The 24,213-nt window shown below is 26.7% G+C and carries 23 protein-coding genes and 1 other RNA gene; 8 read left to right on the top strand and 16 right to left on the bottom strand.

Annotated elements, in window-relative coordinates:
* Nucleotides 1-58: 58 nt before the first annotated feature.
* Nucleotides 59-1,021: a L,D-transpeptidase family protein gene (locus tag D3Z07_RS13360; protein WP_228144664.1), complete on the bottom strand. Its 963-nt coding sequence runs from the start codon at nucleotides 1,019-1,021 to the stop codon at nucleotides 59-61.
* Between the two features lie 78 nt (nucleotides 1,022-1,099).
* Here D3Z07_RS13360 and D3Z07_RS13355 point away from each other — a divergent pair, with 78 nt between their 5' ends.
* Nucleotides 1,100-2,287, top strand: coding sequence for a peptidoglycan DD-metalloendopeptidase family protein (locus D3Z07_RS13355; protein WP_122894230.1), 1,188 nt, complete (start codon nucleotides 1,100-1,102; stop codon nucleotides 2,285-2,287).
* A gap of 12 nt (nucleotides 2,288-2,299) precedes the next feature.
* On the top strand, nucleotides 2,300-3,652 hold the full coding sequence (gene mgtE / locus D3Z07_RS13350; RefSeq protein WP_076087916.1) for a magnesium transporter: 1,353 nt from the start codon (nucleotides 2,300-2,302) through the stop codon (nucleotides 3,650-3,652).
* Nucleotides 3,653-3,691: 39 nt separating this feature from the next.
* Here mgtE and folE read toward each other — a convergent pair whose 3' ends face one another.
* From folE to D3Z07_RS13315, 7 genes are all read right to left on the bottom strand, one after another.
* Nucleotides 3,692-4,264, bottom strand: a complete 573-nt coding sequence (folE, locus tag D3Z07_RS13345; protein ID WP_076087918.1) for a GTP cyclohydrolase I FolE — start codon at nucleotides 4,262-4,264, stop codon at nucleotides 3,692-3,694.
* A gap of 12 nt (nucleotides 4,265-4,276) precedes the next feature.
* Nucleotides 4,277-5,470, bottom strand: coding sequence for a type II secretion system F family protein (locus tag D3Z07_RS13340; RefSeq protein ID WP_122894141.1), 1,194 nt, complete (start codon nucleotides 5,468-5,470; stop codon nucleotides 4,277-4,279).
* Nucleotides 5,470-6,825, bottom strand: coding sequence for a GspE/PulE family protein (locus tag D3Z07_RS13335; protein WP_122894140.1), 1,356 nt, complete (start codon nucleotides 6,823-6,825; stop codon nucleotides 5,470-5,472). The genes D3Z07_RS13340 and D3Z07_RS13335 overlap by 1 nt, the downstream gene beginning before the upstream one ends.
* Entirely contained in the window at nucleotides 6,818-7,489 is a 672-nt protein-coding gene (locus D3Z07_RS13330; RefSeq protein ID WP_122894139.1) for a hypothetical protein, read from the bottom strand. Before D3Z07_RS13330 ends, D3Z07_RS13335 begins: the two co-directional genes overlap by 8 nt.
* Nucleotides 7,467-8,354: a hypothetical protein gene (locus tag D3Z07_RS13325; RefSeq protein ID WP_122894138.1), complete on the bottom strand. Its 888-nt coding sequence runs from the start codon at nucleotides 8,352-8,354 to the stop codon at nucleotides 7,467-7,469. Before D3Z07_RS13325 ends, D3Z07_RS13330 begins: the two co-directional genes overlap by 23 nt.
* A 115-nt stretch (nucleotides 8,355-8,469) precedes the next feature.
* Nucleotides 8,470-9,354, bottom strand: coding sequence for a GTPase Era (era, locus tag D3Z07_RS13320; protein WP_076087929.1), 885 nt, complete (start codon nucleotides 9,352-9,354; stop codon nucleotides 8,470-8,472).
* 79 nt (nucleotides 9,355-9,433) lie between these two features.
* Nucleotides 9,434-10,954 (bottom strand): YifB family Mg chelatase-like AAA ATPase, encoded by a 1,521-nt coding sequence (locus D3Z07_RS13315; RefSeq protein WP_076087931.1) that lies wholly within the window; start codon nucleotides 10,952-10,954, stop codon nucleotides 9,434-9,436.
* A 118-nt stretch (nucleotides 10,955-11,072) separates the two neighbouring features.
* On the opposite strand from D3Z07_RS13315, the gene D3Z07_RS13310 reads away from it, so the two are divergent.
* Together D3Z07_RS13310 and D3Z07_RS13305 are read left to right on the top strand one after the other, a co-directional pair.
* Complete coding sequence (locus D3Z07_RS13310; protein ID WP_122894137.1) at nucleotides 11,073-12,362, top strand: APC family permease; 1,290 nt, start codon at nucleotides 11,073-11,075, stop codon at nucleotides 12,360-12,362.
* 99 nt (nucleotides 12,363-12,461) lie between these two features.
* On the top strand, nucleotides 12,462-12,839 hold the full coding sequence (locus tag D3Z07_RS13305; RefSeq protein WP_076087935.1) for a hypothetical protein: 378 nt from the start codon (nucleotides 12,462-12,464) through the stop codon (nucleotides 12,837-12,839).
* A gap of 29 nt (nucleotides 12,840-12,868) precedes the next feature.
* On the opposite strand, the gene def is transcribed toward D3Z07_RS13305, so the two are convergent.
* Genes def through tig form a run of 3 tightly spaced genes read right to left on the bottom strand, consistent with a single transcriptional unit; the run spans nucleotide 12,869 to nucleotide 15,307 of the window.
* Nucleotides 12,869-13,387 (bottom strand): peptide deformylase, encoded by a 519-nt coding sequence (gene def / locus D3Z07_RS13300; RefSeq protein WP_122894136.1) that lies wholly within the window; start codon nucleotides 13,385-13,387, stop codon nucleotides 12,869-12,871.
* An 8-nt stretch (nucleotides 13,388-13,395) separates the two neighbouring features.
* Nucleotides 13,396-13,980 carry an ATP-dependent Clp endopeptidase proteolytic subunit ClpP gene (clpP, locus tag D3Z07_RS13295; protein WP_076087939.1) on the bottom strand — a complete coding sequence of 195 codons (585 nt, stop codon included), beginning with the start codon at nucleotides 13,978-13,980 and terminating at the stop codon, nucleotides 13,396-13,398.
* A 25-nt stretch (nucleotides 13,981-14,005) separates the two neighbouring features.
* The gene (gene tig, locus D3Z07_RS13290) at nucleotides 14,006-15,307 is read right to left on the bottom strand and encodes a trigger factor (protein ID WP_076087941.1); all 1,302 of its coding nucleotides are present in this window, start codon (nucleotides 15,305-15,307) and stop codon (nucleotides 14,006-14,008) included.
* Nucleotides 15,308-15,397: 90 nt separating this feature from the next.
* On the opposite strand from tig, the gene D3Z07_RS13285 reads away from it, so the two are divergent.
* Nucleotides 15,398-17,143 carry a vWA domain-containing protein gene (locus tag D3Z07_RS13285; RefSeq protein WP_122894135.1) on the top strand — a complete coding sequence of 582 codons (1,746 nt, stop codon included), beginning with the start codon at nucleotides 15,398-15,400 and terminating at the stop codon, nucleotides 17,141-17,143.
* A 36-nt stretch (nucleotides 17,144-17,179) separates the two neighbouring features.
* Here D3Z07_RS13285 and ppk2 (D3Z07_RS13280) read toward each other — a convergent pair whose 3' ends face one another.
* Genes ppk2 (D3Z07_RS13280) through D3Z07_RS13260 form a run of 5 tightly spaced genes read right to left on the bottom strand, consistent with a single transcriptional unit; the run spans nucleotide 17,180 to nucleotide 21,793 of the window.
* On the bottom strand, nucleotides 17,180-18,307 hold the full coding sequence (gene ppk2 / locus D3Z07_RS13280) for a polyphosphate kinase 2 (protein WP_076087945.1): 1,128 nt from the start codon (nucleotides 18,305-18,307) through the stop codon (nucleotides 17,180-17,182).
* A 2-nt stretch (nucleotides 18,308-18,309) separates the two neighbouring features.
* Nucleotides 18,310-19,236, bottom strand: a complete 927-nt coding sequence (gene ppk2 / locus D3Z07_RS13275) for a polyphosphate kinase 2 (RefSeq protein ID WP_076087948.1) — start codon at nucleotides 19,234-19,236, stop codon at nucleotides 18,310-18,312.
* A 12-nt stretch (nucleotides 19,237-19,248) separates the two neighbouring features.
* On the bottom strand, nucleotides 19,249-20,397 hold the full coding sequence (gene nspC / locus D3Z07_RS13270; protein WP_076087950.1) for a carboxynorspermidine decarboxylase: 1,149 nt from the start codon (nucleotides 20,395-20,397) through the stop codon (nucleotides 19,249-19,251).
* Nucleotides 20,384-20,551, bottom strand: coding sequence for a rubredoxin (rd, locus tag D3Z07_RS13265; RefSeq protein ID WP_076087952.1), 168 nt, complete (start codon nucleotides 20,549-20,551; stop codon nucleotides 20,384-20,386). Before rd ends, nspC begins: the two co-directional genes overlap by 14 nt.
* A 33-nt stretch (nucleotides 20,552-20,584) precedes the next feature.
* On the bottom strand, nucleotides 20,585-21,793 hold the full coding sequence (locus D3Z07_RS13260) for a saccharopine dehydrogenase family protein (protein WP_076087954.1): 1,209 nt from the start codon (nucleotides 21,791-21,793) through the stop codon (nucleotides 20,585-20,587).
* 79 nt (nucleotides 21,794-21,872) lie between these two features.
* Here D3Z07_RS13260 and ssrA point away from each other — a divergent pair.
* From ssrA to D3Z07_RS13245, 3 genes are all read left to right on the top strand, one after another.
* Nucleotides 21,873-22,262: a transfer-messenger RNA gene (gene ssrA / locus D3Z07_RS13255) on the top strand.
* A gap of 198 nt (nucleotides 22,263-22,460) precedes the next feature.
* Nucleotides 22,461-23,705, top strand: coding sequence for a tyrosine-type recombinase/integrase (locus D3Z07_RS13250; RefSeq protein WP_122894134.1), 1,245 nt, complete (start codon nucleotides 22,461-22,463; stop codon nucleotides 23,703-23,705).
* Between the two features lie 313 nt (nucleotides 23,706-24,018).
* Entirely contained in the window at nucleotides 24,019-24,210 is a 192-nt protein-coding gene (locus D3Z07_RS13245; protein WP_122894133.1) for a helix-turn-helix transcriptional regulator, read from the top strand.
* The last annotated feature ends 3 nt before the right edge of the window (nucleotides 24,211-24,213 follow it).

The raw sequence follows: 24,213 nt of genomic DNA, 5'->3' as shown, positions 1-24,213 counted from the left end.
CTTAAATATGGTAGTTATAATTAAGGCGAGTATATCTAAAAAAGGGTTAAATTTACTTTTAACCTTCTACTAAAATTTTAACTTCATTATTAACTATTTCTAAAAATAGTTCTTTTTTACCGTTAAAATTTACAGTTGGACTTACATATTTTTGATCCATTAGTATCTTAAACATACGCTTATTTAGAGAGTTTGGATAAGGTGTGATACTTATATTTGAAAATCTAATTTTTTTTCTTTCTCTTTTAGAAAAAATTCTTTTTTTATATCTTGAAAATTTTTGAAAATCACTTCCATCATCTTTTTTAAATTCAGGCGAGTAATATTTCAAATAACTTTTTATATCAGATTTTTTCCAAGAATCTTTCCATTTAAAAATAGAAGAAAGAATTAATGAAATTTCTTCTTTTTTAGCTTTTTCAAATTCTTTGTCACTAGTTAATAAAAGTGCGTTATCTAAATCTATATTTTTATCAAGTTTTTCAAGTTCAGGATTATCTAAAGCGATACATCCTCTTGTATATTTCTCTCTTTCTTCATTTTTTAAAGGCATTCCATGAATCCAAATACCATAACCTTTTTTATCTAGAGTTCTATCAAACCTATTAGGATATGATGTAACTAAAGCAAGAGGTCCATAAAACTGGTCTAAATTAGTTTTTTTACTTGTTAATTCATATACACCTTCAGGAGTCTTTTTATCACCTTCTAAATATTTATCACCTTCTTTTTCACCAACAATTACACTATTTCTAGTTATTAAACTAGACTGATTATCATTGATTTCATAAAGTTCTAATTCAGATTTTTCTTTGTGTGTTAATATTACATATTTTTTTGTTTCATAATAACCTAAATCTACATTTTTATTTTCTAAGTAATTATCCCAATATTTTTTATCTTTTAAGCTATCTTCAAGTTGTTTTTCTACAGCTGAAAGCCCTTGTAGTCTATATAAATTTACTAAATCATTTGCAAAAATATTAATAACCATACATAATAAAATTATGATTTTATTCAATTGTATCTCCATATTATTTTTTAAGTTGCGCAATTGTATAATACTTGTTCTAATTTTTTAATAAAAAGTGAATTAACAGTGAAAAAAATCATCTTATCTATTATTATATTTTTTAACCTTTTGCACTCTGCAGAAGTTAAAGAGATTCCATGGCCTTCAGGAGAAAGCTTTCTAACATTTTTAGAAAAATATGCTATTCCTCAAAAATTATATTTCGATCTTGAAAAAGAAGATAAAGAATTATGTTCAGAAATTGTTGCAGAAAAAAGATTTTATCTTTATTTAAATGATGACGAAAGTTTTAATCAAGTTTTAATACCAGTATCAGAAGATATTCAATTACATATTTATAAAGAAAGTGATGGAACTTTTAAATTTCAAACTTTACCAATAAATTATGTAGAATATAATGAAACAGTTGCAATTCCTGTAACAGTTTCAGTTTCACATGATATCCAAAAAGCTACAGGAGATGTAGCTCTTGCACTTCAATTAAAAGCATTGTTTAAAGGTGTAGTAGACTTTAGAAAAATGCAAAAAGGTGATTTTATTGCATTAAAATATACAAAGAAAAGTCTTCTTGGACGTCCACATGGATTGCCTGAGTTAGATGCGGCAATGGTTGAAATTAGAGGTAAAAAATATTATAGAATAAAAAATAATAAAGATGATAAATATTATGATGAAAAAGGAAAAGGTTTTACAAAAACATACTTTTTCAAAATACCTTTAACTTACAAAAGAATTTCAAGTGTTTTTACTAAAAAAAGATGGCATCCTGTTTTAAAGAGATATAGAGCTCACTTAGGTACAGATTTTGCAGCGCCTAGAGGAAGAAAAATATACGCAGCAGGTGATGGTAGAATTGAATTTAAAGGTCGTAGAGGTGGATATGGTAATACTATTATTATAAAACACAGAAATGGCTATAAAACTCTATATGCCCACCAAAATGGATTTAGAAAAGGTCTAAAAAGAGGTGCAAATGTTAAAAAAGGTCAACATATTGGATATGTTGGAAGTACAGGACTTAGTTCTGGACCACATTTACATTTAGGTGTTTATAAAAATGGTAAAGCTGTTGATCCTTTAAAAGTAATAAGAAGACCTAAAACAAATGGTTTAAGTGGAAAACATAAAGCTACATTCTTAGCTAATTCAAAAAAGATAACTGATAAATTTAAATCAGAAATGCAAAGCGAAAATAGACAAAAAGCTACAAGATTAGATAGACTTACATATAAAAGTGATGTAAAAAAAATATAAGGATAAAAGTTCATGCCTCAAGATCAAATTATAAAAGACCCTAGTAAACTTTTAGAAGAACTTGAGAACTTACATCCAAGTGATATTGCAAATAGTCTAAAGAAAATTGAAAAACATAGCGAAGATGACTTTTTCTTCGTTTTAAAAAAACTTCCAGATGACATCTTAGGAGAGGTACTACTTGAGTTACCTGAAAACTTAAGAGAAAATGCTTACTCTGAACTTACAATTGAACAATTAACAGAAGCTGTTGATGAGCTTGAATCTGATGATCAAACTGATATTATCCAAGAGCTTGAAGAGTTCGATGAAGAAAAAGCAAAAGAAATTTATGATGGATTAGAAGCAGAAGATCAAAAAGAAATTGACTGGCTTAAAACTTATGAAGAAGATCAAGCTGGTTCGTATATGCAGACTGAGCTTTTTTCTGCAAACTTAAATGAAACAATAAAAGCTTCACTAGATAGACTAACAGAAGGAAAAGCACGAGATGAACTAGAAAATATCCATCAGGTATTTATAGTAAATGATGATAAAAAACTAATTGCTTCAATCTTACTTGAAGATTTAATTATTATTGATTTTAAAAAAACTTATGCAGAAGTTTTAAGTGAATATGATGAAAATAGGTTTAGTCCTTTTGTTGTTCAAGATAAAGATGATATTGATGATGTTGCAAAAAAGTTTGAGAAATATGATTTAAATGTAGTTGCAGTTGTAGGATATCAAGATATGCTAATGGGAAGAATTACATCTGATGATATTTTAGATGTAATTGAAGAAAACGCGACAGAACAAATGTACCAACTAGCTGGAGTTGATGATGACTTTGAGCATGAAGATAATCTTTTCGCAACTGCTAAAAAAAGAGCAATGTGGTTATGTTTAAATCTTGGAACTGCAATTTTAGCTTCATTAGTCATAGGTATTTTTGATGAAACAATTCAAGCTTATGTAGCACTTGCAATTTTAATGCCAATTGTTGCATCAATGGGTGGAAATGCAGGAACACAAACCTTAGCAGTTATGGTTAGACAGTTAGCATTAGGTAATATTGAACTTGAACACGCAAGAGATGCCGTTAAAAAAGAAGTAATAATAGCTTTATTTAATGGTTTACTATTTGCTATTATTATGGGTGTGATTGCTTGGGTTTGGTTTGATGAAAAACTTTTAGGTCTTGTAATAGGTCTGTCAATGATTTTAAACTTATTCTCTGCTGGTTTCTTTGGAGCATCAATACCTTTAATTCTTAAAAAGTTTGATATAGACCCAGCTATTGGAAGTACAGTTTTACTTACAACTGTAACAGATATTGTTGGTTTCTTCTCTTTTTTAATGCTTGCAAAAGTGATTTTATTATAAAAAATAACAAAGAATTTTAATTCTTTGTTATAAATATTTTTATTTTGTTAATGAAGATGAAACAATAGATAAGAACTCATCTTTAGTTTTTTTATTAGATTTAAATAAACCTCTAAGTGCTGAAGTAACTGTAGTAGAACGAATTTTCTGAACACCTCTCATTTCCATACACATATGTCTTGCATCAATCATAACTGCTACACCTTTTGGTTGTAAATGCTCATTTAAAGCATCACAAATTTGCTCTGTTAATTGCTCTTGAATTTGTAATCGTCTTGCAAAAACATCAATAACTCTAGGAATCTTAGAAAGTCCAACAACTTTTCCATTTGGAATATATGCAACATGTGCTTTACCAATAATTGGAAGCATATGATGTTCACATTGAGAATAAAATTCTATATCTTTTACTACAACCATTTCATCATTTGTTGAAGTAAAAAGTGCTTTTTGTAAGATTTCTTTTGGATCTTCTTTATACCCACTACATAAAAACTCTAGTGATTTTCTTACTCTACTTGGAGTATCTAATAACCCTTCTCTACTTGGGTCTTCTCCAACATGTTCTAATATCTTTTTAATAGAATTTTCGAACTCTTCATTTTTATCCATAAAATATTTCCTTTAACCTTTTATCATATTCCCCATATCCCAAATTGGTACAAAAACTGCAAGAACAATCCACAGAATTAAACTCATAATACCAAGTAAAAAAAATGGCTCAATAATAGATGTTAATAAATTGATTTTTTCATTAAATCTATTTTTATATATCTTCTTTATTTCAGCTACTGTAATGTCTAAAGAATTAGATAATTCCCCTGTATTAATCAGGTTTAAAGCAATATCATTAAAAATATCAGCTTTTTTAAAAGAATGACTTATTCCTTTACCATTTTGTAGTAAATTGTCAATAAGCGACATTTTATCTAAAAGGTATTTATTTTTAATTAAAACTTTTGATGAGATAAAAGATTTGTGAAATTCATACTTAGATTTAAGCATAATATCTAAAAGTAAAAAGAACTTGTATAACTGCATATTCAAATAAATATCTTTTACTAGAAATATTTTTTTCACTAGTAGTTTGTGAATAAAATATTTAAATCTTTCATCTTTTTTATAAAACAAATAACATATAAAATATGCTAAAGGAAATATACTAAGAATTAAAACTATGTAGTTTTCAAATAAATACTGAACTTGCAATAACACTTTTGTAGCAAGAGGAAGTTCTGTAGTTGATTGTTCAAATATTAATTTAAATTTTGGAATTACAAAATAAAAAATTGATATTAAAGAAAAGAAAAAACTTATTAGTAAAATTATAGGATAAGTAATAGCTTTTATAAAATTCTTTTTTATTTCATTGGATTCTTTTAAAAGTTCATACAAAGCTTTAATATTTTCATTAATATTACCATTGTCTTGGGAAATATCAAAAAAAGAACCTACTAAATAATTTATTTTGTAAATTTCTAATTCTTTAGAGATTTTACTATTACTTGTTAGTGAGTTTTTTAATGTATTTAAAAAAGATAAAATTGTTTTATCTTTTCTATTTTTAATCAAAATATTCAAACTATCAAGAAGAGTCATATTTGATGAAAGCATAAGGTTTAATTCATAAAAAACATTTATTAAATGCTTGTCTTTTATTTGCTTTTTATTATCAAACAAATTTTGAAAATCTAAATTTTTAATTTCTTTAATACTAATTATATTTGAAGGTAATTCTTCTTTAGAAATGTCATTAGTATTAATATCTTTTCTTTGTATTCCTTTACTATTTTCAAAGGTTAATCTATATTTTCTCATTAGTAGTTCACAACTTTAAAAACTTCATCCATTGATGTAATATTTAAAGATACCTTCATTTTCCCATCATCCATAATTGTTTTAAAATTTATAGTTTTTAGATATTGTTTAATTTTATTAATATCTTCTTTCTTAAAAATCATTGAAGATATATTTTCCTCTATATTTAAAACTTCTGCTATACATGACCTATCATAATACTTTGTATAATTACACTTTTCACAGCCTTTTGCTTCACAATATTTACAATAATTTAATACTAATCTTTGAGCAAGTATTAGTTTTAAGGTACTTGAGATTAAAAAAGGATCGGCATTTAAATCCATAAGCCTTGAAATAGTTTCAACTGCATTATTTGAATGAATACTAGCTAGAACTAAATGTCCAGTTAAAGAAGCTTGCAGTGCTATATCTAATGAAAACTTATCTCTAATTTCTCCAATGAAAATAATATCAGGGTCTTGTCTTAAAATATTTCTTAATATAACTTCAAAACTCAAACCTACTTTTGTATTTACAGCTATTTGCGAAATTGAATCAATTTTATATTCAATAGGATCTTCAACTGTTATTATCTTCTTTTCATCTGAATTTAATTCTTGTAAGATTGAATATAAAGTTGTTGTTTTACCAGCACCGGTAGGTCCTGTAATTAGTAATAAACCTTGCGTTAATTTTAAAGCTTTTTTCAAAGTTAAAAATACATCTGAAGATAGGCCTAAATCTTCAATGGATTTATTTATATTTTTCTTATCAAGTATTCTTATTACTAGTGATTCAGATTGACTTGTAGGCATAGTTGAGAGTCTAAAGTCAAAAACCTCACTTTCTACTTTTATTGAAAAACGTCCATCTTGAGGTAGTCTTGTTTGCGTGATATCTAAGTTTGCAATAAGTTTTATATAAGAAGAAATTATTTTTAATAGTTCAATATTAAAAGAGAAAAAAATCTTTAACTTTCCATCAACTCTAAATCTAAATAATACAAGATCATTAAACTCTTCAATATGAATATCACTTGCTCGTGTGATAATTGAAAAGTTTATTAAGCATTCTATAAAGTTTTCTATATGTTTATCATTACTATTAATTTTATCTATTGCTTTACATGAGAGTTCAAATAAAGTCATTTTTATATCAAGAAAACTTAATAAAAATAGTAATTCATTAGTAGATATTTGTTTGAATTTTAATACTTTATTAAAATCATTATTTATGTTTAATAGCTTTGATTCTTTACAAACGAAGAAGTCTAATGAAATATCATTTTCACAAATAGGAACAATTTTATTTTTTAGAAAATATTCCTTATCATAAGTTTTAAATAGTTTGTAATCTATAAGAATATTATTCATGATGTAACCTTAAATTTATTTTTTTATCTTTATTAGTTAAAAGAACCCTATTCTTTTGAACCTCTGTGATTTTATAATCTAAAACTTCATCATTTAGGCTATACCAAGTACTATTTATTAAAATATGATTTGCAACAATTGCTTTTAATTCAAGTTTATTATTAGTTTTTCTAATTTCTTTTTCAACCTTTTTTGGCTTAATTTCAGAACTTACTTTCTTTTGTTTCTTTTTCAAATAATATTTTTTAAATTCAGTATTAATCTCAAAATTATAAATATTTAGATTTTTCGTTTTTGAAATATTTAATAAACTAATATTTGAATAATTATTTAGATTTTCTAGTTTATTTATAAGATCTTTGATTTTTAAAATAGAAGTTTTACCTTTAATAAGTAAATTATTATTCTTATAATCAATAAAGTCTATTTTTATTTTGCTAGAAGCTAGATACTTCTGTAGATCATTTATAATTTTAAGATATGATTTATTAAACTTTTTATTTTTAAGAGATTCTAAATTATATTCATTTGATCTTATTAGTTTAGTATTGTATTCTACATAAAAATAAAGGTAGAAATAAACAAAAAATAGAGGTAATATAAATAATTGTAATTTAACTTTATTACTACTTTTACAGTAACTATTTATTATTGATTTTAACATTTAAAATACTTGTAAATATTTTTTTTGAACTTACTTCACTAATACTATTAGATACTAAATTTTTTTGGTAATACTTTAAAAATAAATATATATTATTTTTATCTTTTGACTGTACTTTTATCTTCATAAGAGTACTTGTATAATTTAATGAAATTAATTCTAATCCATATTTACTAACAGTATTTATTAGTTTATTGTACTCTTCTTCATAAGGTTTAAATTTTAGAGTTTTTAAAGTTTTTAAGTATTCATTTTTTATGATCTCTTGTTTCTTTTGAATATCTTTTGTATAGGAAAGCTCTTCATAGTTTTTATAACCTACTGAGGCACCAATACATACAAATATATAAGACAAATACAAAAGAAAAACTTTTTTACTTTTTTCATTAATATTCTTTAAATTCGAAATATTTGAAGATATTAAATTCTTTTCTATTATCTTTTCAATTTCAAAATCATCCAAGTGAACAACATTTTTAATTGTGATATTAAAATTTTTATTTATATACTTTAAGAGTTCATTTTGAGAATATTCTTGATTAATTTTTTGGTAGGTATAAATTTTGTTTTTTTGAAATATAACAAAAGAATCTTTTGTTATATAAAGAGTAAATTCAGTTGATACTTCTTTTTTTGTATGCAACAATTCAAATATCATATATTTAAATTTATTATCAAAAATGAAGATTTGGTATTGATTTGAATATTCAAGGAAAATATAATAAATAGTATTTGAAGAATTGTAATTTATATTATTTAACTCTAAAGAAGTATATACAAATTTTTTAATATTTTTTTCTAATATTTTTTGTGAAACATCAATTATGATACTTCTTATATCAGAATCTTTTGCAATATTTTCCATATAAACCAACTTAAAATAATTTTATAAGTTACTTTATAATAAAAAAATTATATTTTAATTAAAAATAATAATTAATATTTTTATTTAAAAATTAATTCTAAACAGAAATATCTGTTTAGAATGTTACATCATAACCAAGCTCTCTAAGACCTTGCTTATCTTTTGTCCAGCCTTTTTTAATTGAAACAAATAGTTCTAGGAAACATTTTCTTCCAGTTAATTTCTCAATTTTTAGTCTTGCGTCTTTTCCTATTCTTTTAATAGCTTCTGCATTCTTACCAATAATCATTCCCTTTTGTGTTCCTTTTTGAACAATAATAGTAGCTTTGATTACATCGATTTTTGGTTTTTCTTCTACTTTATTAATAAGTACATCTGTTTCATATGGAATTTCATCAGAAATATTCTCAAAAATTGATTCTCTAATAAACTCTTTAAAAATATCTCTCATATGTTCAGTTGTCATGATTTCAGGGTCAAATAAATATGGATGTTCTGGTAAGTGCTTAACAACATCATCTAAAATATTTCCATGCGTTGTACCCTTTTTAATTGATACTGGAATAATTGATTCATATTTGTCAGAATGAACTTGATACTCTTTCATTTTTTCTAATACTTCTTCGTTAGTAACATTATCAACTTTTGTAAGTAATAAAATATGTTTTACATTTTTTTTGTTTTTAACTAAAAAATCTTCGTAATGAGTTAGTTTATCTGTAACAGGTGCTAAAAATAGAATTAAATCACAATCACCCATTGCTTTTAATGCTTCATCTAACATGAATTTATTTATAAGTTTTTCTGTTTCATGGATACCTGGAGTATCTACAAATACAATTTGATCATCTTCATGCATTACAATTATATTTGATCTTTTTCTTGTAGCATTGGCTTTATGTGAAACCATTGCAATTTTTTCACCAACTAGCCAGTTTAATAGTGAACTTTTACCTGCATTTGGACGTCCTACTACTGATACATAACCACATTTAGTCATTTTTTCTCCTTAAGCAATTTATTGCTCTAATATTCTGCAATATTAGCATCTTTGTGATTATAGAGGGGTAAAGCAGTTTTTATCGTCGTCTAAAACTTAAACTTTTTAGTAAATCTGCTTTTGTAATATCTTTATTATTATTTAAATCAGCAATAGTTCTTGCTACTTTTAATACTTTGTTTATACTTCTAAAAGTTAGCTCATAAGAAATAATAGCTTTTTGGAAAAGAAAAGAAGATTCCTCATCTAAAATACAATATTTTTTTATATCTTCATCTTTCAACTTACCATTTAATTCACTTTGTCCTCTATTTTTTTGAGCAATAAAAGCATTTATTACATTTTGGTGTAACTCTTCTGAACTTACTGTATTTTTAGAATCATTTGAAGTATCATTCATAACAACATATAAATCAATTCTGTCTAAGAATGGGTCTGATAATCGGTTCTTATATCTTTGAATTTCTGCTTCATTACATCTGCATTGTTTAATGCTTGAAAGTAAATTTCCACAAGGACATGGGTTCATAGATGCAACAAAAATAAACTTTGTTAAATATTCTGTTTTACTATTTACTCGTGAGATTAATATTTTATTATCTTCTAAAGGCTCTCTCATAGCTTCTAAAACTGATTTCGAGAAATGTGGCAATTCGTCAAAGAACAAAATACCGTTGTTGCTAAGTGCAATTTCTCCTATTTTTGCATTTGTACTTCCTCCTCCAAAAATTGAAGATTTTGTAGAACTGTGATGAGGATTTCTAAAAGTTCTAATAGGTACAAAATCGATTTCTTTATAATCTAAAGCTTGCAGTTTTGCTTTTTCAAGTATTTCTTCAAGACTCATTGGTGGAAGTATATTTTTAATTCTTTTACTAATCATTGATTTTCCACATCCAGGGGAACCTTCAAAAATCAAATTATGATTTCCTGCAGCACTAATTAATGCTGCAAATTTTGCATTTTCTTGTCCTATTACATCAGAAAAATCTTCTTCATATTTTTTATCATAATAGAATTTCTCATCATTAATATCTATTGTTTCATATTCTAAAGTAGTTGATTTATATTTGTATTTTTCTTTATCATCATTATTCTTTAAATTAAAAAATTCTATTGCATTTTTTAGATTATTTACAACATATATTTCTAAATTAGGTATATTAGATATATATTTTGCACTTTCTTCACAAACTAAAAGTTTTTTAATTCTTTTATTTTTAGCTAAAGATAAAACAAGAGGAAAGATTGTGCTTGTATCTTTAATATCACCATTTAAACTAAGCTCCCCAAAAACATGAAAATCGCAGAATACATCTTTTTTTAAATCATATAAAGCAATTTGTAATGCAATTGCTAAATCAAAATGTGTACCTTTCTTTTTAACATCTGAAGGGGATAGATTAATTGTAATTTTTAGTGGAGGGAATTTGTATTCATTCATTAAAAGTGCAGATTTAACTCTATCTTTTGATTCTTGAATACTTGTTGAAATTAATCCAACAATAGTAAATGATGGCAAACCTTTTGTAAATGTTGATTCAACATTAATATTTAAAGCGTCAATTCCATCTAAAGAAGCAGAATTTATAATTTTCAAAGAATATCCTTTAATAATATTTAAAATTATTATAGCTTATTATTTACTCTTTTTACTTATACTATCAATCAAAATTGTTATAATGCAATTAATTAAATAATACAACAATAGGAAAATAATGACATCAAATAAAAAATCTTTTGGACTATGGAACGCAATATTTTTAGGAATTGGTTCAATGGTTGGAGCTGGAATATTTATAGTAATTGGACAAGCAGGAGCAATTGCTGGAAATTTTGTAATAGCTTCTTTTCTTATTGCAGGAATTATTGCTTTATTATGTGGATACTCACTTAGTAAACTTTCAGTTACCTATCCAAGTCGTGGAGGGATTATTGAGTATTTAGTCCAAGCATATGGAAAAGGTTTATTTTCTGGATCATTAGGAATACTTTTTTATTTTGCTCAACTTATATCAATTGCAGCTGTAGCAAAATCTTTTGGTACCTATGCTAGTACATATTTAAAATCAGGAATAAATGACTTTAATATTAATATGTTTGCCTTAATAGTATTAGGAGTATTTGTAATTATAAATCTACTAGGGGCTGCTTTTATTTCTAAAATAGAATCATCAATTGTCATTATTAAGTTAATTGCTTTAATCATTTTTACCTTTGCTGCAATACTTTATATTGAACCTTCACATTTTAGTTTTAAAAATAGTCCCAGTTCTTTGACAATTTTATACTCATTGGGATTAACTTTTTTTGCTTTTCAAGGTTTTAGTGTTATTACAAATAGTGTTGAAGATATGGATAATCCTTCTGATACAATGTTAAAATCTATGGTAATCACAATAATTTTAGTAGCAATTTTATATATAAGTGTGAGTATCGCTGTTTTTGGGAATTTAAGTTTGGAACAAATTATTAAAAGTGAAGACTTTGCACTAGCTAAAGCTGCACTACCTATATTTGGCATATTAGGATTTAAACTAATAGCAGCAACTGCATTATTAGCAACAGCCTCTGCAATTAATGCAACACTTTATGCAGCAACACAAATAGGCTATACTTTAGCAAAAGAAGGTGATTTGCCTAATGTTTATCAAAGACATATTTATCATAATACAGAAGGGCTTATTATTTCAGCTTTAATTGTAGTTCCAATGATACTATTTTTGGATTTAGGAACAATTGCATCAATTGCTGCTATCATAGTTTTATTAATACAAGGATTAACACATATTGGCCATTTATTTGTAATAAAAGAAACAAAAGCTAATATTTTTATAATTATCTTAAGCATATTAGGTACTTTTTTAGCTGCAGGGTTTGCTATATATTATACATCTAAAGAAATTAATTACTTTTTCATTTATATTCTAATTACTTTTATTATTGCATTTATTATTGAAATATTACTTCGGAAATTAAATAAAAGAGAAATAAAAGAACAATGTTAAGTAAATGTCTTGTACTTTTTAATTTTTAATATCAATACAAACTATAAATTGGTATAAATATATCTTATATAATTTAATAAATTTAAAGGAAAATACTTTATGAAATTAATGTCATGTCCAGAATGTCAAAGTGAAATTAAAGAACAGTTAGGAACAGTTTGTCCTAAATGTGGATATACAGTTGGATATTTTAATGAAACAAATAAAAGACCAAAGTATGCAAAGTTTTTTGCACTTAGCGTGTTTTTACCTTTTATAACGTTTATAACTATCATTTTTACATCAATAAATACTATAAGTTTTATATTTGGAGTTATTGTTTTTTTATTTTCTGCATATAAATCTTTTCCATATTTTTATAGGAATTTATTTATCACAAAATTTGAAAAAATATTCTTTTGGTTAGTTTGGATATTAGTAAATAGTTTGCTTTTATCTATGATATATAATGTAGTTCATAAACTGCAGTTAGTTTAATAAGTTAAAGAAAAAGAAAAAATATTAATTTATTTTTTCTCTTCTTTTAGTTTTTTCTTCCACTCTTTTTCAAACTTCTTTCTTTTTAAAAAAGATAAATTTTCAATAAATAAGTGTCCTGATAAATGTTCCATTTCATGTTGCCATGCAACAGCTAAAAAACCTTCAGTTTCCATTATTTGTTTTTCGCCTTCACGATTATAGTATTCAACTACAATATGTTCAGCTCTTGTAACATCTTCAGTAAACCCAGGTACACTTAAACAACCTTCTGTAAAAACTTGCTCACCATCTTTATGAGTAATTACTGGATTAATAGCTTCAATTAAATTTTCTTTACTTTGAATATCTTCTTCATCTGGTAAACAAATTATTAAAATATTTAAAGGAATAGCAACTTGAATTGCAGCAAGTCCAACGCCAGCATGATCAATCATAGTTTCATACATATCATCCAAAAGTGTGTGAAGTTCAGAATCGAACTTCACAACATCTTCAGACTTTAATCGAAGTAATTTATTTGGATAAGTTATAACTTCTCTAATCATTAGATTTACTACTTATGTTTAGCGATAACTTCGTCAATAAGACCATACTCACAAGCTTGAGGTGCACTCATAAAGTTATCTCTTTCAGTATCTTCTGCAATTTTTTCAACTTTTTGACCAGTTTGTTCTGCAATCATTGCATTTAAATCGTCTTTCATTCTTTGAATTTCTTTTGCTTGAATTTGAATATCAGTTGATTGACCTTGAGCACCACCACTTGGTTGGTGAATCATGATTCTTGAGTTAGGAAGAGAATATCTCTTTCCTTTTACTCCAGCTGATAATAAAAATGCACCCATAGATGCAGCTTGACCAATACAAATAGTACAAACATCAGGTTTAATATAATTCATAGTGTCATAAATAGACATTCCACTAGTAATTACTCCACCTGGAGAGTTTATGTATAAATAGATATCTTTATCTGGATCTTCAGCTTCTAAGAATAATAATTGAGCAACAATAGTTGATGCTACTTGATCATTTACTTCACCACTTAACATGATGATTCTATCTTTAAGAAGTCTTGAATAAATATCGTAACTTCTTTCTCCTCTTCCAGTTTGTTCAACTACATATGGTATATAACTCATTTTTTATCCTATAACCTAAAAGGTTTTATTTTGCTAATTTTTCGTCTAATAATTTAGTAATTACTTTTTCTTCAATCATAGACATTTTAATTGCTGGAAGGTATCCTGCTTCTTGATATTGTTTTAATACATCTTGAGGATTTTGTCCCATTTGCATTGCTTCGTAGTATAATACTTGAGAAACTTCTTGATCTGTAACATCAACACTCTCAGCTTTTGCTAATGCATCAACGATGAATGTAGCTTTAACAGAATTTTGTGCATCTTCTTTTAATTCTTCTCTCATTTCTTCAACTTTAGCAGCATCTTCTTGTAAAGCTTTAATTTCGTCTTCACTCATAGATCTTACTTTGTTGTTTAATGCTTGATTAACTTCTTGATCAACAACAGTTGATGGTAATGCGAAAGTTAATTTTTCAACTAAAGTTTCTAAATATGCAGGTTTTAATTCTTCTCTGTAGTATTTATTTTTTGCTTCAGCTTTCATTTGCTCTTCAAGTTTTTCTTTTAATGTATCAACAGTTACATTTTCTTCACCTGGAAGCATTTTAGCAGCGAATTCGTCATTAATTTCACCAGCAGCTTTTTCTTGAATTTCATGTAATTTTACTTTAAATACAGCTTCTTTACCAGCTAAATCAGCTGATTGGTATTCTGCTGGGAAAGTAACAGTGATATCTTTTTCTTCATCATATTTCATACCAATTACTTGATCTTCAAATCCTGGAATAAATGAACCAGAACCGATGTGTAATGCAAATTTCTCAGCTTTTCCGCCATCAAATGCAACACCATCAACAAAACCTTCAAAATCAATTAAAGCGTGATCTTGGTCTTTAACCATTCTTTTTCTAGCAATTTTAGTTAATGGTGCAGATTGTGCAGCCATTTCTTCTAATTTAGCATCAATTTCTTTTGCATCTATTGCTTTGTCTTCAACTTCTGGTAAGAATGATTTATAATCACCTAATTCTACTGCTGGTTTACAAGCAACTGATACTTCAACATCAATTGAACCATCTTCTTTTTTATCAAATTTAGTAATTGAAGGCTCACCTACTAAATCTTCATTAGTAATGTTTAATTCTTTTAAACCATCTGCTAAGATTGCTCTTAATGCTTCACCTTCAGCGTCTTCAGTTAATTTATCTGCATATCTTTGTTTTACAACAGCAACAGGAACTTTACCTTTTCTAAAACCTTGAATATCCATAGTTTTAGCAGCTTGTTTAGCTACTTTATCTAAGTTAGTGTCAATTGTTTCTTTTGTAATTGTTGCAGATACTACTGCGTTTGCTTCGTCTACTTTATTTGCTTTGAATTCCATCAAATTTACTCCGATTGTTATAATTTAACCGTGATTTTATCTAAATATTACTAAGCCTTTTATAAAATACATTTTTAAAGGAGTTTTACCTTGCAATTTTTATACATAAATGTGATTTACTTAATGCTAATACCAGCTTTTATTTTAATGTTTTTTATAATCACAAAAAAGAATTCATTTGAACAATATTTTTCAAAAGATATATTAGAGAAACTTTCTGTTTCAAACCAATATTTCTCAAATAAAGCTAGAAATATAACTTTATTTATTTCATTACTATTTATGATAATAGCACTCGCACGTCCAGTTGCAAATGAAAAAACACACGAATCAAAACAAGAGCTAAATGCAGTTATAGTTGCAATTGATGTTTCAAAATCCATGCTAGCAAATGATATTTATCCAAATAGATTAGAGTTTGCAAAGAAAAAATTACTTGATATTATAGAAATTTCAAAAACAAATGCATTAGGAGTTATTTTATTCGCAAAGTCCTCATTTATCCTCTCACCAGTAACTCAAGATTTTACATCTTTAAAAATATTAATTGAAAACTTAGATACAGGAATCAATTTTGATAATGGAACTAATATCTATTCAACATTAGAAACAACAAATAAATTATTAAAAGACTTTAAACATAAAAATCTAATCTTATTAAGTGATGGAGCAGATAAAAAAAGCTTTGAAGAAGAAATAGAGTTTGCAAAACAAAACAACATAAATATTTACACAATTGCAACTGCAAGTAAAAAAGGCTCAGCTATTAAACTTAAAGATGGAAACTATTTAGTTGATACTAAAGGCAATATTGTAAATGTAAGATTAAATGAGAATATCAAAGAATTAAGCTTAAAAACAAATGGTGCATATATTAACTATTCATTAGATTCAAATGATATAACTCAGGTTTTAAATGAGATTAATTCAAAATCACAAAAACAAAAGTTTGAAGAAAAAAGATTTAAAACTTATACTGAACTTTTCTATTATCCTCTTGGCTTGGCTATATTTTTAATACTAATTGCTTTTTCATCATTGCCAAAATTAAGCTTTAAAAATAAAAAAAACATAACTTCAATTTTTCTATTATCTTTATGTTTTAATTTACAAAATACAAAGGCAGCTACTTTTGATTTCCAAACAATCAATGATGCAAAAAACGCTTATAAGACTCAAGATTATGGAAAAGCTGCAAAAGAGTTTTCAAGTATAAAACAAAGCTCCCAAGCTAAATATAATCTTGCAAATTCACTTTATAAAGAAGGTAAATTTAAAGAAGCTATAAATGAGTATAAAAGTATAGAAAGTGATGATAAAGATTTAAACTATCAAAAACTTCATAATCTTGGAAACTCTTATGTAAAAGCAAAAAACTTACAAGAAGCAAAAAAAACTTATGAAGAAGCACTAAAATTAAAGAATGACAAACAAACAAAAGAAAACCTAGATTTAGTTAATAAAGCATTAAAAAAACAAGAGCAAAAGAATAAAGGAAATAAAAACAAAAAAGATAAGAATAAAGACAAGAAAGAAAATAAAGATAAGAAGAAGAATAAAGATTCAGAAAAAGAGAATTCAGATAAAAAAGATAAAGACCAAAAGCAAGATAAAAACAAAGATAAAAAAGATACACAGAATAAAAAAGAAGAAAATAAAGACAAGAAAAAGAATAAAGATGAAAATAAAAAAGATACACAAGTAAAAAAACAAAATGAAATATCAGATTTAGAAGAGCAAAAATGGTTAAAACAATTAGATAATCAAAAAACAAACTCTTTAATGAAAAAAATGGAATCTAAAATACAGAATAGTAACTCGCAAAATCCTTGGTAGAATTTTGCGAATTTAAAATAAGAGGAAAACTAAATATTAGTAGTTTTTAGATTTTCTCATTTGAAGTAACTCTCTTTGAACAGAAATATTTACATCTTCATTTGGTTCATAATCAAGTGAATAATTTCTTCCATCATAATCAACAGAATTTAAAATTACTTTAATAGCTTCAAGTCTAGCTTTATGTTTATCATCTGATCTAACTATATGCCAAGGTGCTGATCTTGAAGTCGTACGTCTTAACATCTCATATTTCTTTTCAGAAAACTCATCCCATAAATCTTGCGCTTGCATATCAACTTCAGAGAATTTCCATTGTCTTAATGGATCTTGAATTCTTCTATCAAATCTTCTTTTTTGTTCTTCTTTTGAAACTGAGAAATAAAGTTTGATTAATATCATTCCTTGTCTTACTAAATCTTGCTCAAAATTAACAACATCTTCCATAAAAATTTCATGTTCTTCTTTTGTACAAAATCCAAAAATAGGCTCTACCATTGCTCTATTGTACCAAGACCTATCAAATAGTACTATTTCACCACCTGTTGGGAAACGTTCAACATATCTTTGAAAGAACCATTGTGTTCTTTGAGTTTCTGTTGGCTTACCAAGGGCTACAATTCTGTAATGCTTATTATTCATATATCTAGTCATACGTCTAATTGCACCACCTTTTCCAGAAGCATCTCTTCCTTCAAAGATAATAATCATTCTTTGCGAATTTGATTCTAAATGATTTTGAAGTTTAATTAATTCAATTTGATATTTTTTTAATTCTTCAAGATCGTATATTTTTTGTATACCTTCAGCTAAAATTTCAGGATTAAGCTTTTTATAATTACCTAAAATTGCAATTAATTCTTCATTTTCTTTTATTAATTTTGATAACTGTTCATTTTCAAAACTATTATTTTTTTCTTCATTTTTAATAACAGTTGGTTCTATAGTATCCTCTTTTACGATTATTGAATCTTTAAATTTAAGCATCAAATCTAAAGCTGTTTTTTTTGTTAGACCATCTTTTCTAGTATATCCTAGTACTTTTACGTATCTTTTTCTTTCATATTGAAATCTTGCAATATATTTTTTTCCAAAAGTAGGATGGGCAGCTTTAGAAATATATAATCCACTATGGTTTGTTTTTTCAAAATCACTTAAATTCATAATTATACAGACCTTGCAAATTTATTTTCTTGTTCCATATTTCCTATCTCTTCTGTACCTGAAATTAAGATATTATCATCAGTTTTTATATGTTCATCATCTATTTTATTAGGATACTCAACATGATCTAAAATATATTTTATACAATTTATTCTAGCTTGTTTTTTATCATCACTTTTAATAACAGTCCATGGTGAAACGTCAGTATTTGAAGCCATTAACATTGAAAACTTAGCAATTGTATATTTATCCCAAAGTTTTTGAGACTCTTTATCTACAGGTGAAAGCTTATATTGTTTTAATGGATCTACTTCTCTTTTTTTGAATCTTTTTGCTTGTTCTTTTTTAGAAACTGAAAAATAGAATTTCATTAAAATAATTCCTGATTTTACAAGCATTTGCTCAAATTCAGGAACTTCTTTTAAAAATTCATGATGTTCTGTTGTTGAACAAAATCCCATTACAGGTTCAACTCCAGCTCTGTTATACCATGACCTATCAAATAACACTATTTCTCCCGCACTTGGAAGATATTGAGTGTATCTTTGAAAATACCATTGAGAGGTTTCTCTATCACTTGGTTTCTCTAGAGCAATAACTCTAGCACCTCTTGGGTTTAAATGTTCAGTAATTCTTTTGATAGTTCCACCCTTACCAGCAGCGTCTCTACCTTCAAAAATCATAAGAACTTTTAATCCCTGCTCTTTTACATGATTTTGGAATTTTAATAATTCAATTTGAAGTTTAGTTAGTTCTTTTTCATACTCTAAAGTATCTTTTTTAACCCAAATTTGGACTTTCTTTGATTTTTTCTTTTTCTTATTTTTCGAATTTGAATCTTTATCTTCTTTATTCTCTTTTTCTAGTGAAGAGTTTAAATCTTCTAAATCTTTTATTTCGTTATGAATAATATCTCTATCTTTTCCCATTAATTTAATCCTTTATGAAAGTCTGCTTATATACTCATTATATCCAAAATTGTTTACAATTTGATAACATGAATCTGATACTTTAATTACAATTGATGGTAACTTTATTCCATTAAATGTGGTAGTTTTTACCATTGTGTAATGTATCATGTCTTCTAAGATTATTTTATCACCAATTTTTAAGGGCTTATCAAAAGAGTAATCTCCGATTATATCTCCAGCTAAACAAGTATTTCCACCAAGTCTATAAGTAAACTCTTTTTCATTTGCAAGTGCACTATTTCTAATATCTGCACGATATGGCATTGCAAGAGTATCTGGCATATGTGCTTCTGCTGATGTATCTAAAATTGCTAAATTCATTCCATTTTTAACTACATCCAAAACAGTTGCAACTAAATAACCAGTTTGCCATCCAACAGCTTCACCTGGTTCTAGATATACTTCAAGGTGTGGATATCTTAATTTAAACTCTTTTAATAATTTAATTAAACCAACAACATCATAATCAGCTCTAGTAATATGATGTCCTCCTCCAAAATTTACCCATTTTAATTGTGAGAAATATTGTGAAAAGTTTTTTTCAAATGCTTCAAGTACACCTTCAAGAGCATCAACATTTTGCTCACAAAGTGCGTGAAAATGAAGACCTTCAACACCTTCAAGATTATTTTCTTCAAAGTTTGCTTTTGTAATACCTAATCTTGAATTAACAGCACAGGGATTGTATAAATCTACCTCAACAGATGAATACTCAGGATTTATACGTAAACCTATTGAAGTTTTATTTATTGCTTTTTGTCTGTATCTATTTAATTGGTTAAAAGAGTTAAAAACTAAGTGGTTTGAAAGATCAATTATTTCTTCAATTTCTTCATCTTTAAAAGCAGGAGAGTAAGTATGAACTTCTCCACCAAACTCATTTTTAGCAAGAAGTGCTTCATGTAATCCTGAAGCACAACAGCCTTTTAAATATTTTTTACACAACTCAAAAGTTGAGTATAAAGAAAAACCTTTTAAAGCTAAAAGAATATTTACATCAGCTTCATCTTGCACTTTTTTTAATAGTTTTAAATTCTTTTCAAGTAAGTCTTGTTCACATACAAAACTAGGACTTGGAAGTTTTTCAAAACTATCTACTGTTTGATTAATCTTCTTCAAAAGGCTCAAAGTCCTCTTTTGTTACACCACAATCAGGACATTCCCAATCTTCTGGAATGTCTTCAAATGCAGTTCCTGCTTCTATTCCTGAATCTGGATCTCCAAGAGCTGGGTCATAAATATAATCACATACTGTACAAATATACTTTTTCATTTTAATTCCTTTTTATTTTTTTATATTTTTTTATTAGTCTACTGGTAAATCTAAAATTGTCCAAGGTAAACCTTGAGTCATAAGTTCATCCATAAATGGTTTTGCATCAAACTCTTCTATATTAAAGACACCTTTTCCATCCCAAATACCCTGATAAATCATTTTAGTTCCAATCATCGCTGGAACTCCTGTAGTATAAGAAACTGCTTGAGCTCCCGTTTCTTTATAACACTCTTGATGGTCACATATATTATAAATATATACTTTTTTCTTTTTACCGTCTTTTATACCTTCGATAATACAACCAATATTAGTTTTTCCAACAGTTCTTGGTCCTAGTGATGCAGGATCTGGTAAAAGTGTAGCTAAAAACTCAATAGGAATAATTTTTTGTCCCTTGTGCTCTACTTCTTTAATACCTAACATCCCTACATTTTGAAGGCAATTCATGTGTTGAATATAAGCATCACCAAATGTCATAAAGAATCTAATTCTTTTTAAACCTTTGATATTTTTACATAATGATTCTAATTCTTCGTGATATAAAAGATAAGAAGGTTTTACACCAACTTCTGGATAGTCATGCTCAACTCTAATTTCTAAAGGTTTAGTTTCAATCCACTTACCCTCTTCCCAATATCTACCATTTGAAGAAACTTCTCTTAAGTTAATTTCAGGGTTAAAGTTTGTTGCAAATGGGTAACCGTGATCACCTGCATTACAATCCATGATGTCAATATAGTTTATCTCATCAAAAAGGTTTTGTTGAGCATAAGCACAAAATACACCTGTAACTCCAGGATCAAAACCAGAACCTAAAAGAGCTTTTACATTTGCTTTTTCAAATTGCTCTTGCTTTGCCCATTGTTCTTTGTATTCAAATTTTGCTTCATCTGGATGTTCGTAGTTTGCAGTATCTACATAATCAACACCTGTTTGCGTACATGCATCCATAATTGTTAAATCTTGATAAGGTAAAGCAACATTTAAAACAACACGTGGTTTTACTTCCTCGATTAATTTTACTAAAGAAGGAACATTATCTGCATCTACTGATGCAACATTTATAACTACGTTTTGATTTTTTTTGATATCACTTGCAATTGCTTCACATTTTGATATGGTTCTTGATGCTAAAGTAATCTTTTCAAATGTATTTATGTTCATTGCACACTTAGTTGTTGCAACACGGCTAACGCCACCAGCTCCGATAATTAAAATACCTGTATTAGTATTTGCCATCTTTACCTCTTTTAATTTATATTAACTATTATTATATTATATTTTAAGTAAATATTTGTTAAAGTTGCGAATTATATATGGGGATGATTTGGCTTCGATTAGAGCATTGAAGTCTAGTTGCATGTCGGCCTGAACACGCCGTTATACGGTTCATTTTTTTTAAACGCAAATAATACTAATTATTCTCCAGCTTACGCAGCAGCGTAAGTTTTAATTTAGACTCCCCTTAAGTGGGTCGAGACTAGGAGGCTCATTCTACTGATGCTATATAGGTAGATTTAAATGGGCTCACCCTAATAGCTTATCTTTAAAGAGTTGATTTAACTTTAAAGAGACATTCCTAATCTTATCTTTCATAAGCCTTGCAGGTTGAGCTTATGATAAGTGAAATTGATCGACCTCTTCTAAACATGTAGACGCTATGCGGATATGTTTTAAGACTCCGGTTCAATCCCGGACATCTCCACCATTAACCAATCCAAAACAATTCAATGTTATTTATTTAACCCCTTAATTAAGGGCTTTATAGCTAATTATCTATACAATACCGTACTATACTATTTAATACAATCCACTTTTTTATGTTCCCTTTAATGTTCCCTTTAGTATAATTTTATGTTCCCTTGATATTTTGAGGGTACAAAAAGCATAAAAAGGAAGTTCTACAATGCCTAAAATTCCTACTCCATTAAGTGATACAAAAATATCAAAAGCAAAAGCAAAATTAAAAGAATACGAGCTTAACGATGGAAAAGGCTTATCTTTAATTATAAAACCAAACGGCAGCAAGATATGGAGATTTAGATATATTTCACCAATTACAAATAAAAGAAGAAAAAAATCATTAGGTAGTTATCCTGGTGTTACTTTAGAAAAAGCGAGGGAACATAGAGGGAACAACATTATGTTACTTGAAGAGGGAAAAGACCCCATAGAAACAGTAAAAGAAATTGCAGTAAAAGAAAAGAACAAAGATAGAGGATTATTTATAAATGTTATGAATGAATGGTTTGAAATTCAAAAACCAAATATTACAGCCGTAACATATAAAAAGAAATATCAAATTTTTGTAAGTTCGGTATTACCATTTTTTAAAGATAAACATATAAAAGATATTACAAAACTTGAATTATTGGAAGTATTAGAAAAGAAACAAGAAACAGCAACAGAAACAGCATCAAGGCTTTTTAATTATTTATCTAAATTATGGGCTTATGCAGTATTAAAAGATTATTGTTCTTATAACTATTTAGGGAACATAAATAAAAATGATGTACTTACAAAAAAGAGAATAGTAAACAATTATCCAAAAATCACAGATAAAGAAACATTTAAAGAATTAGTAAATAGTATTTATAAATATAAAGGAACTCCATCAATTGTTAATGCTTTAAAACTTGTCTTACATATACCATTAAGAGCAAATAATTTATGTAACCTCAAATGGGATAATATAGATTTTAATAATAAGCTGCTTACGATTCCAAGAAACCAAATGAAAGTTAAGAACCATAATTTAAATGATTTTATATTACCTTTAACTGATGAGGTTATAAATATATTAAATGAACAAAAAGAATATTCAACTAAATATGCAGAACTAAAAGAATTTATCTTTATAGGTAATGACAATAAAAAGCCTATTTGTAAAGAAAGCCCAAACCAAGCATTAATAAGATTAGGATTTACAGCAAATAAAAAACAATCTTTACATGGTTTTAGGGGGTCGTTTCGTACAATTGCAGAAGAACACCAAGAAGAACACAAAGCAAATGATAAAATTATGGAGAGCATATTAGACCACAGCAAAGATACAAAAATTGAAAGTGCTTATAAAAATAAAGTAAATTATTTACCTCAACAAAGACCATTATTAGAGTGGTGGAGCAACTATATTATGGATTTATTGTAAGTATTATATATAGTATAATATTATTATATCTTCCATTTAGTTTAAATTTTAGTTAAAATTGCAGTTGTACATTATAGTACATAGTTAAATAAAAGATTCTTAGTTACGCCAATAACTAAAGACCCTTTATTTTGTTGCTTTTTTCAAAGCTAATTTATAAATAAAAATTTAGTTCTTATTTATAGTATTATATATCTATTAGTATAATAATATTATATTATTTAAAGAAAGTCAATAGTTTATTTAACAAATTTAAAATATTGCAGCTTCAAAAGAACATTTTTATTTTTTACTCATTTCAAAAAGGTAGAAAATGACAAATACACAACCCTTTACCCCAAAATACATAAGAATAAAAGACTTAGTAAAAATGTATGGTATTTCAAGAAGTTCGGTTTATAACCTTATAGCTGATGGAAAAATAAGACCCATTAAAATATCTGATTCAATGACGATTTACAGTGTAGAAGAATTAGACAATTTTATTAAAACAGCTGCTAAGTAGTTC

Source organism: Arcobacter peruensis, assembly GCF_003711085.1.
In the GTDB taxonomy this organism is placed as follows: Bacteria; Campylobacterota; Campylobacteria; order Campylobacterales; family Arcobacteraceae; genus Poseidonibacter; species Poseidonibacter parvus.
This window is presented reverse-complemented; position numbering and strand designations above follow the sequence as displayed.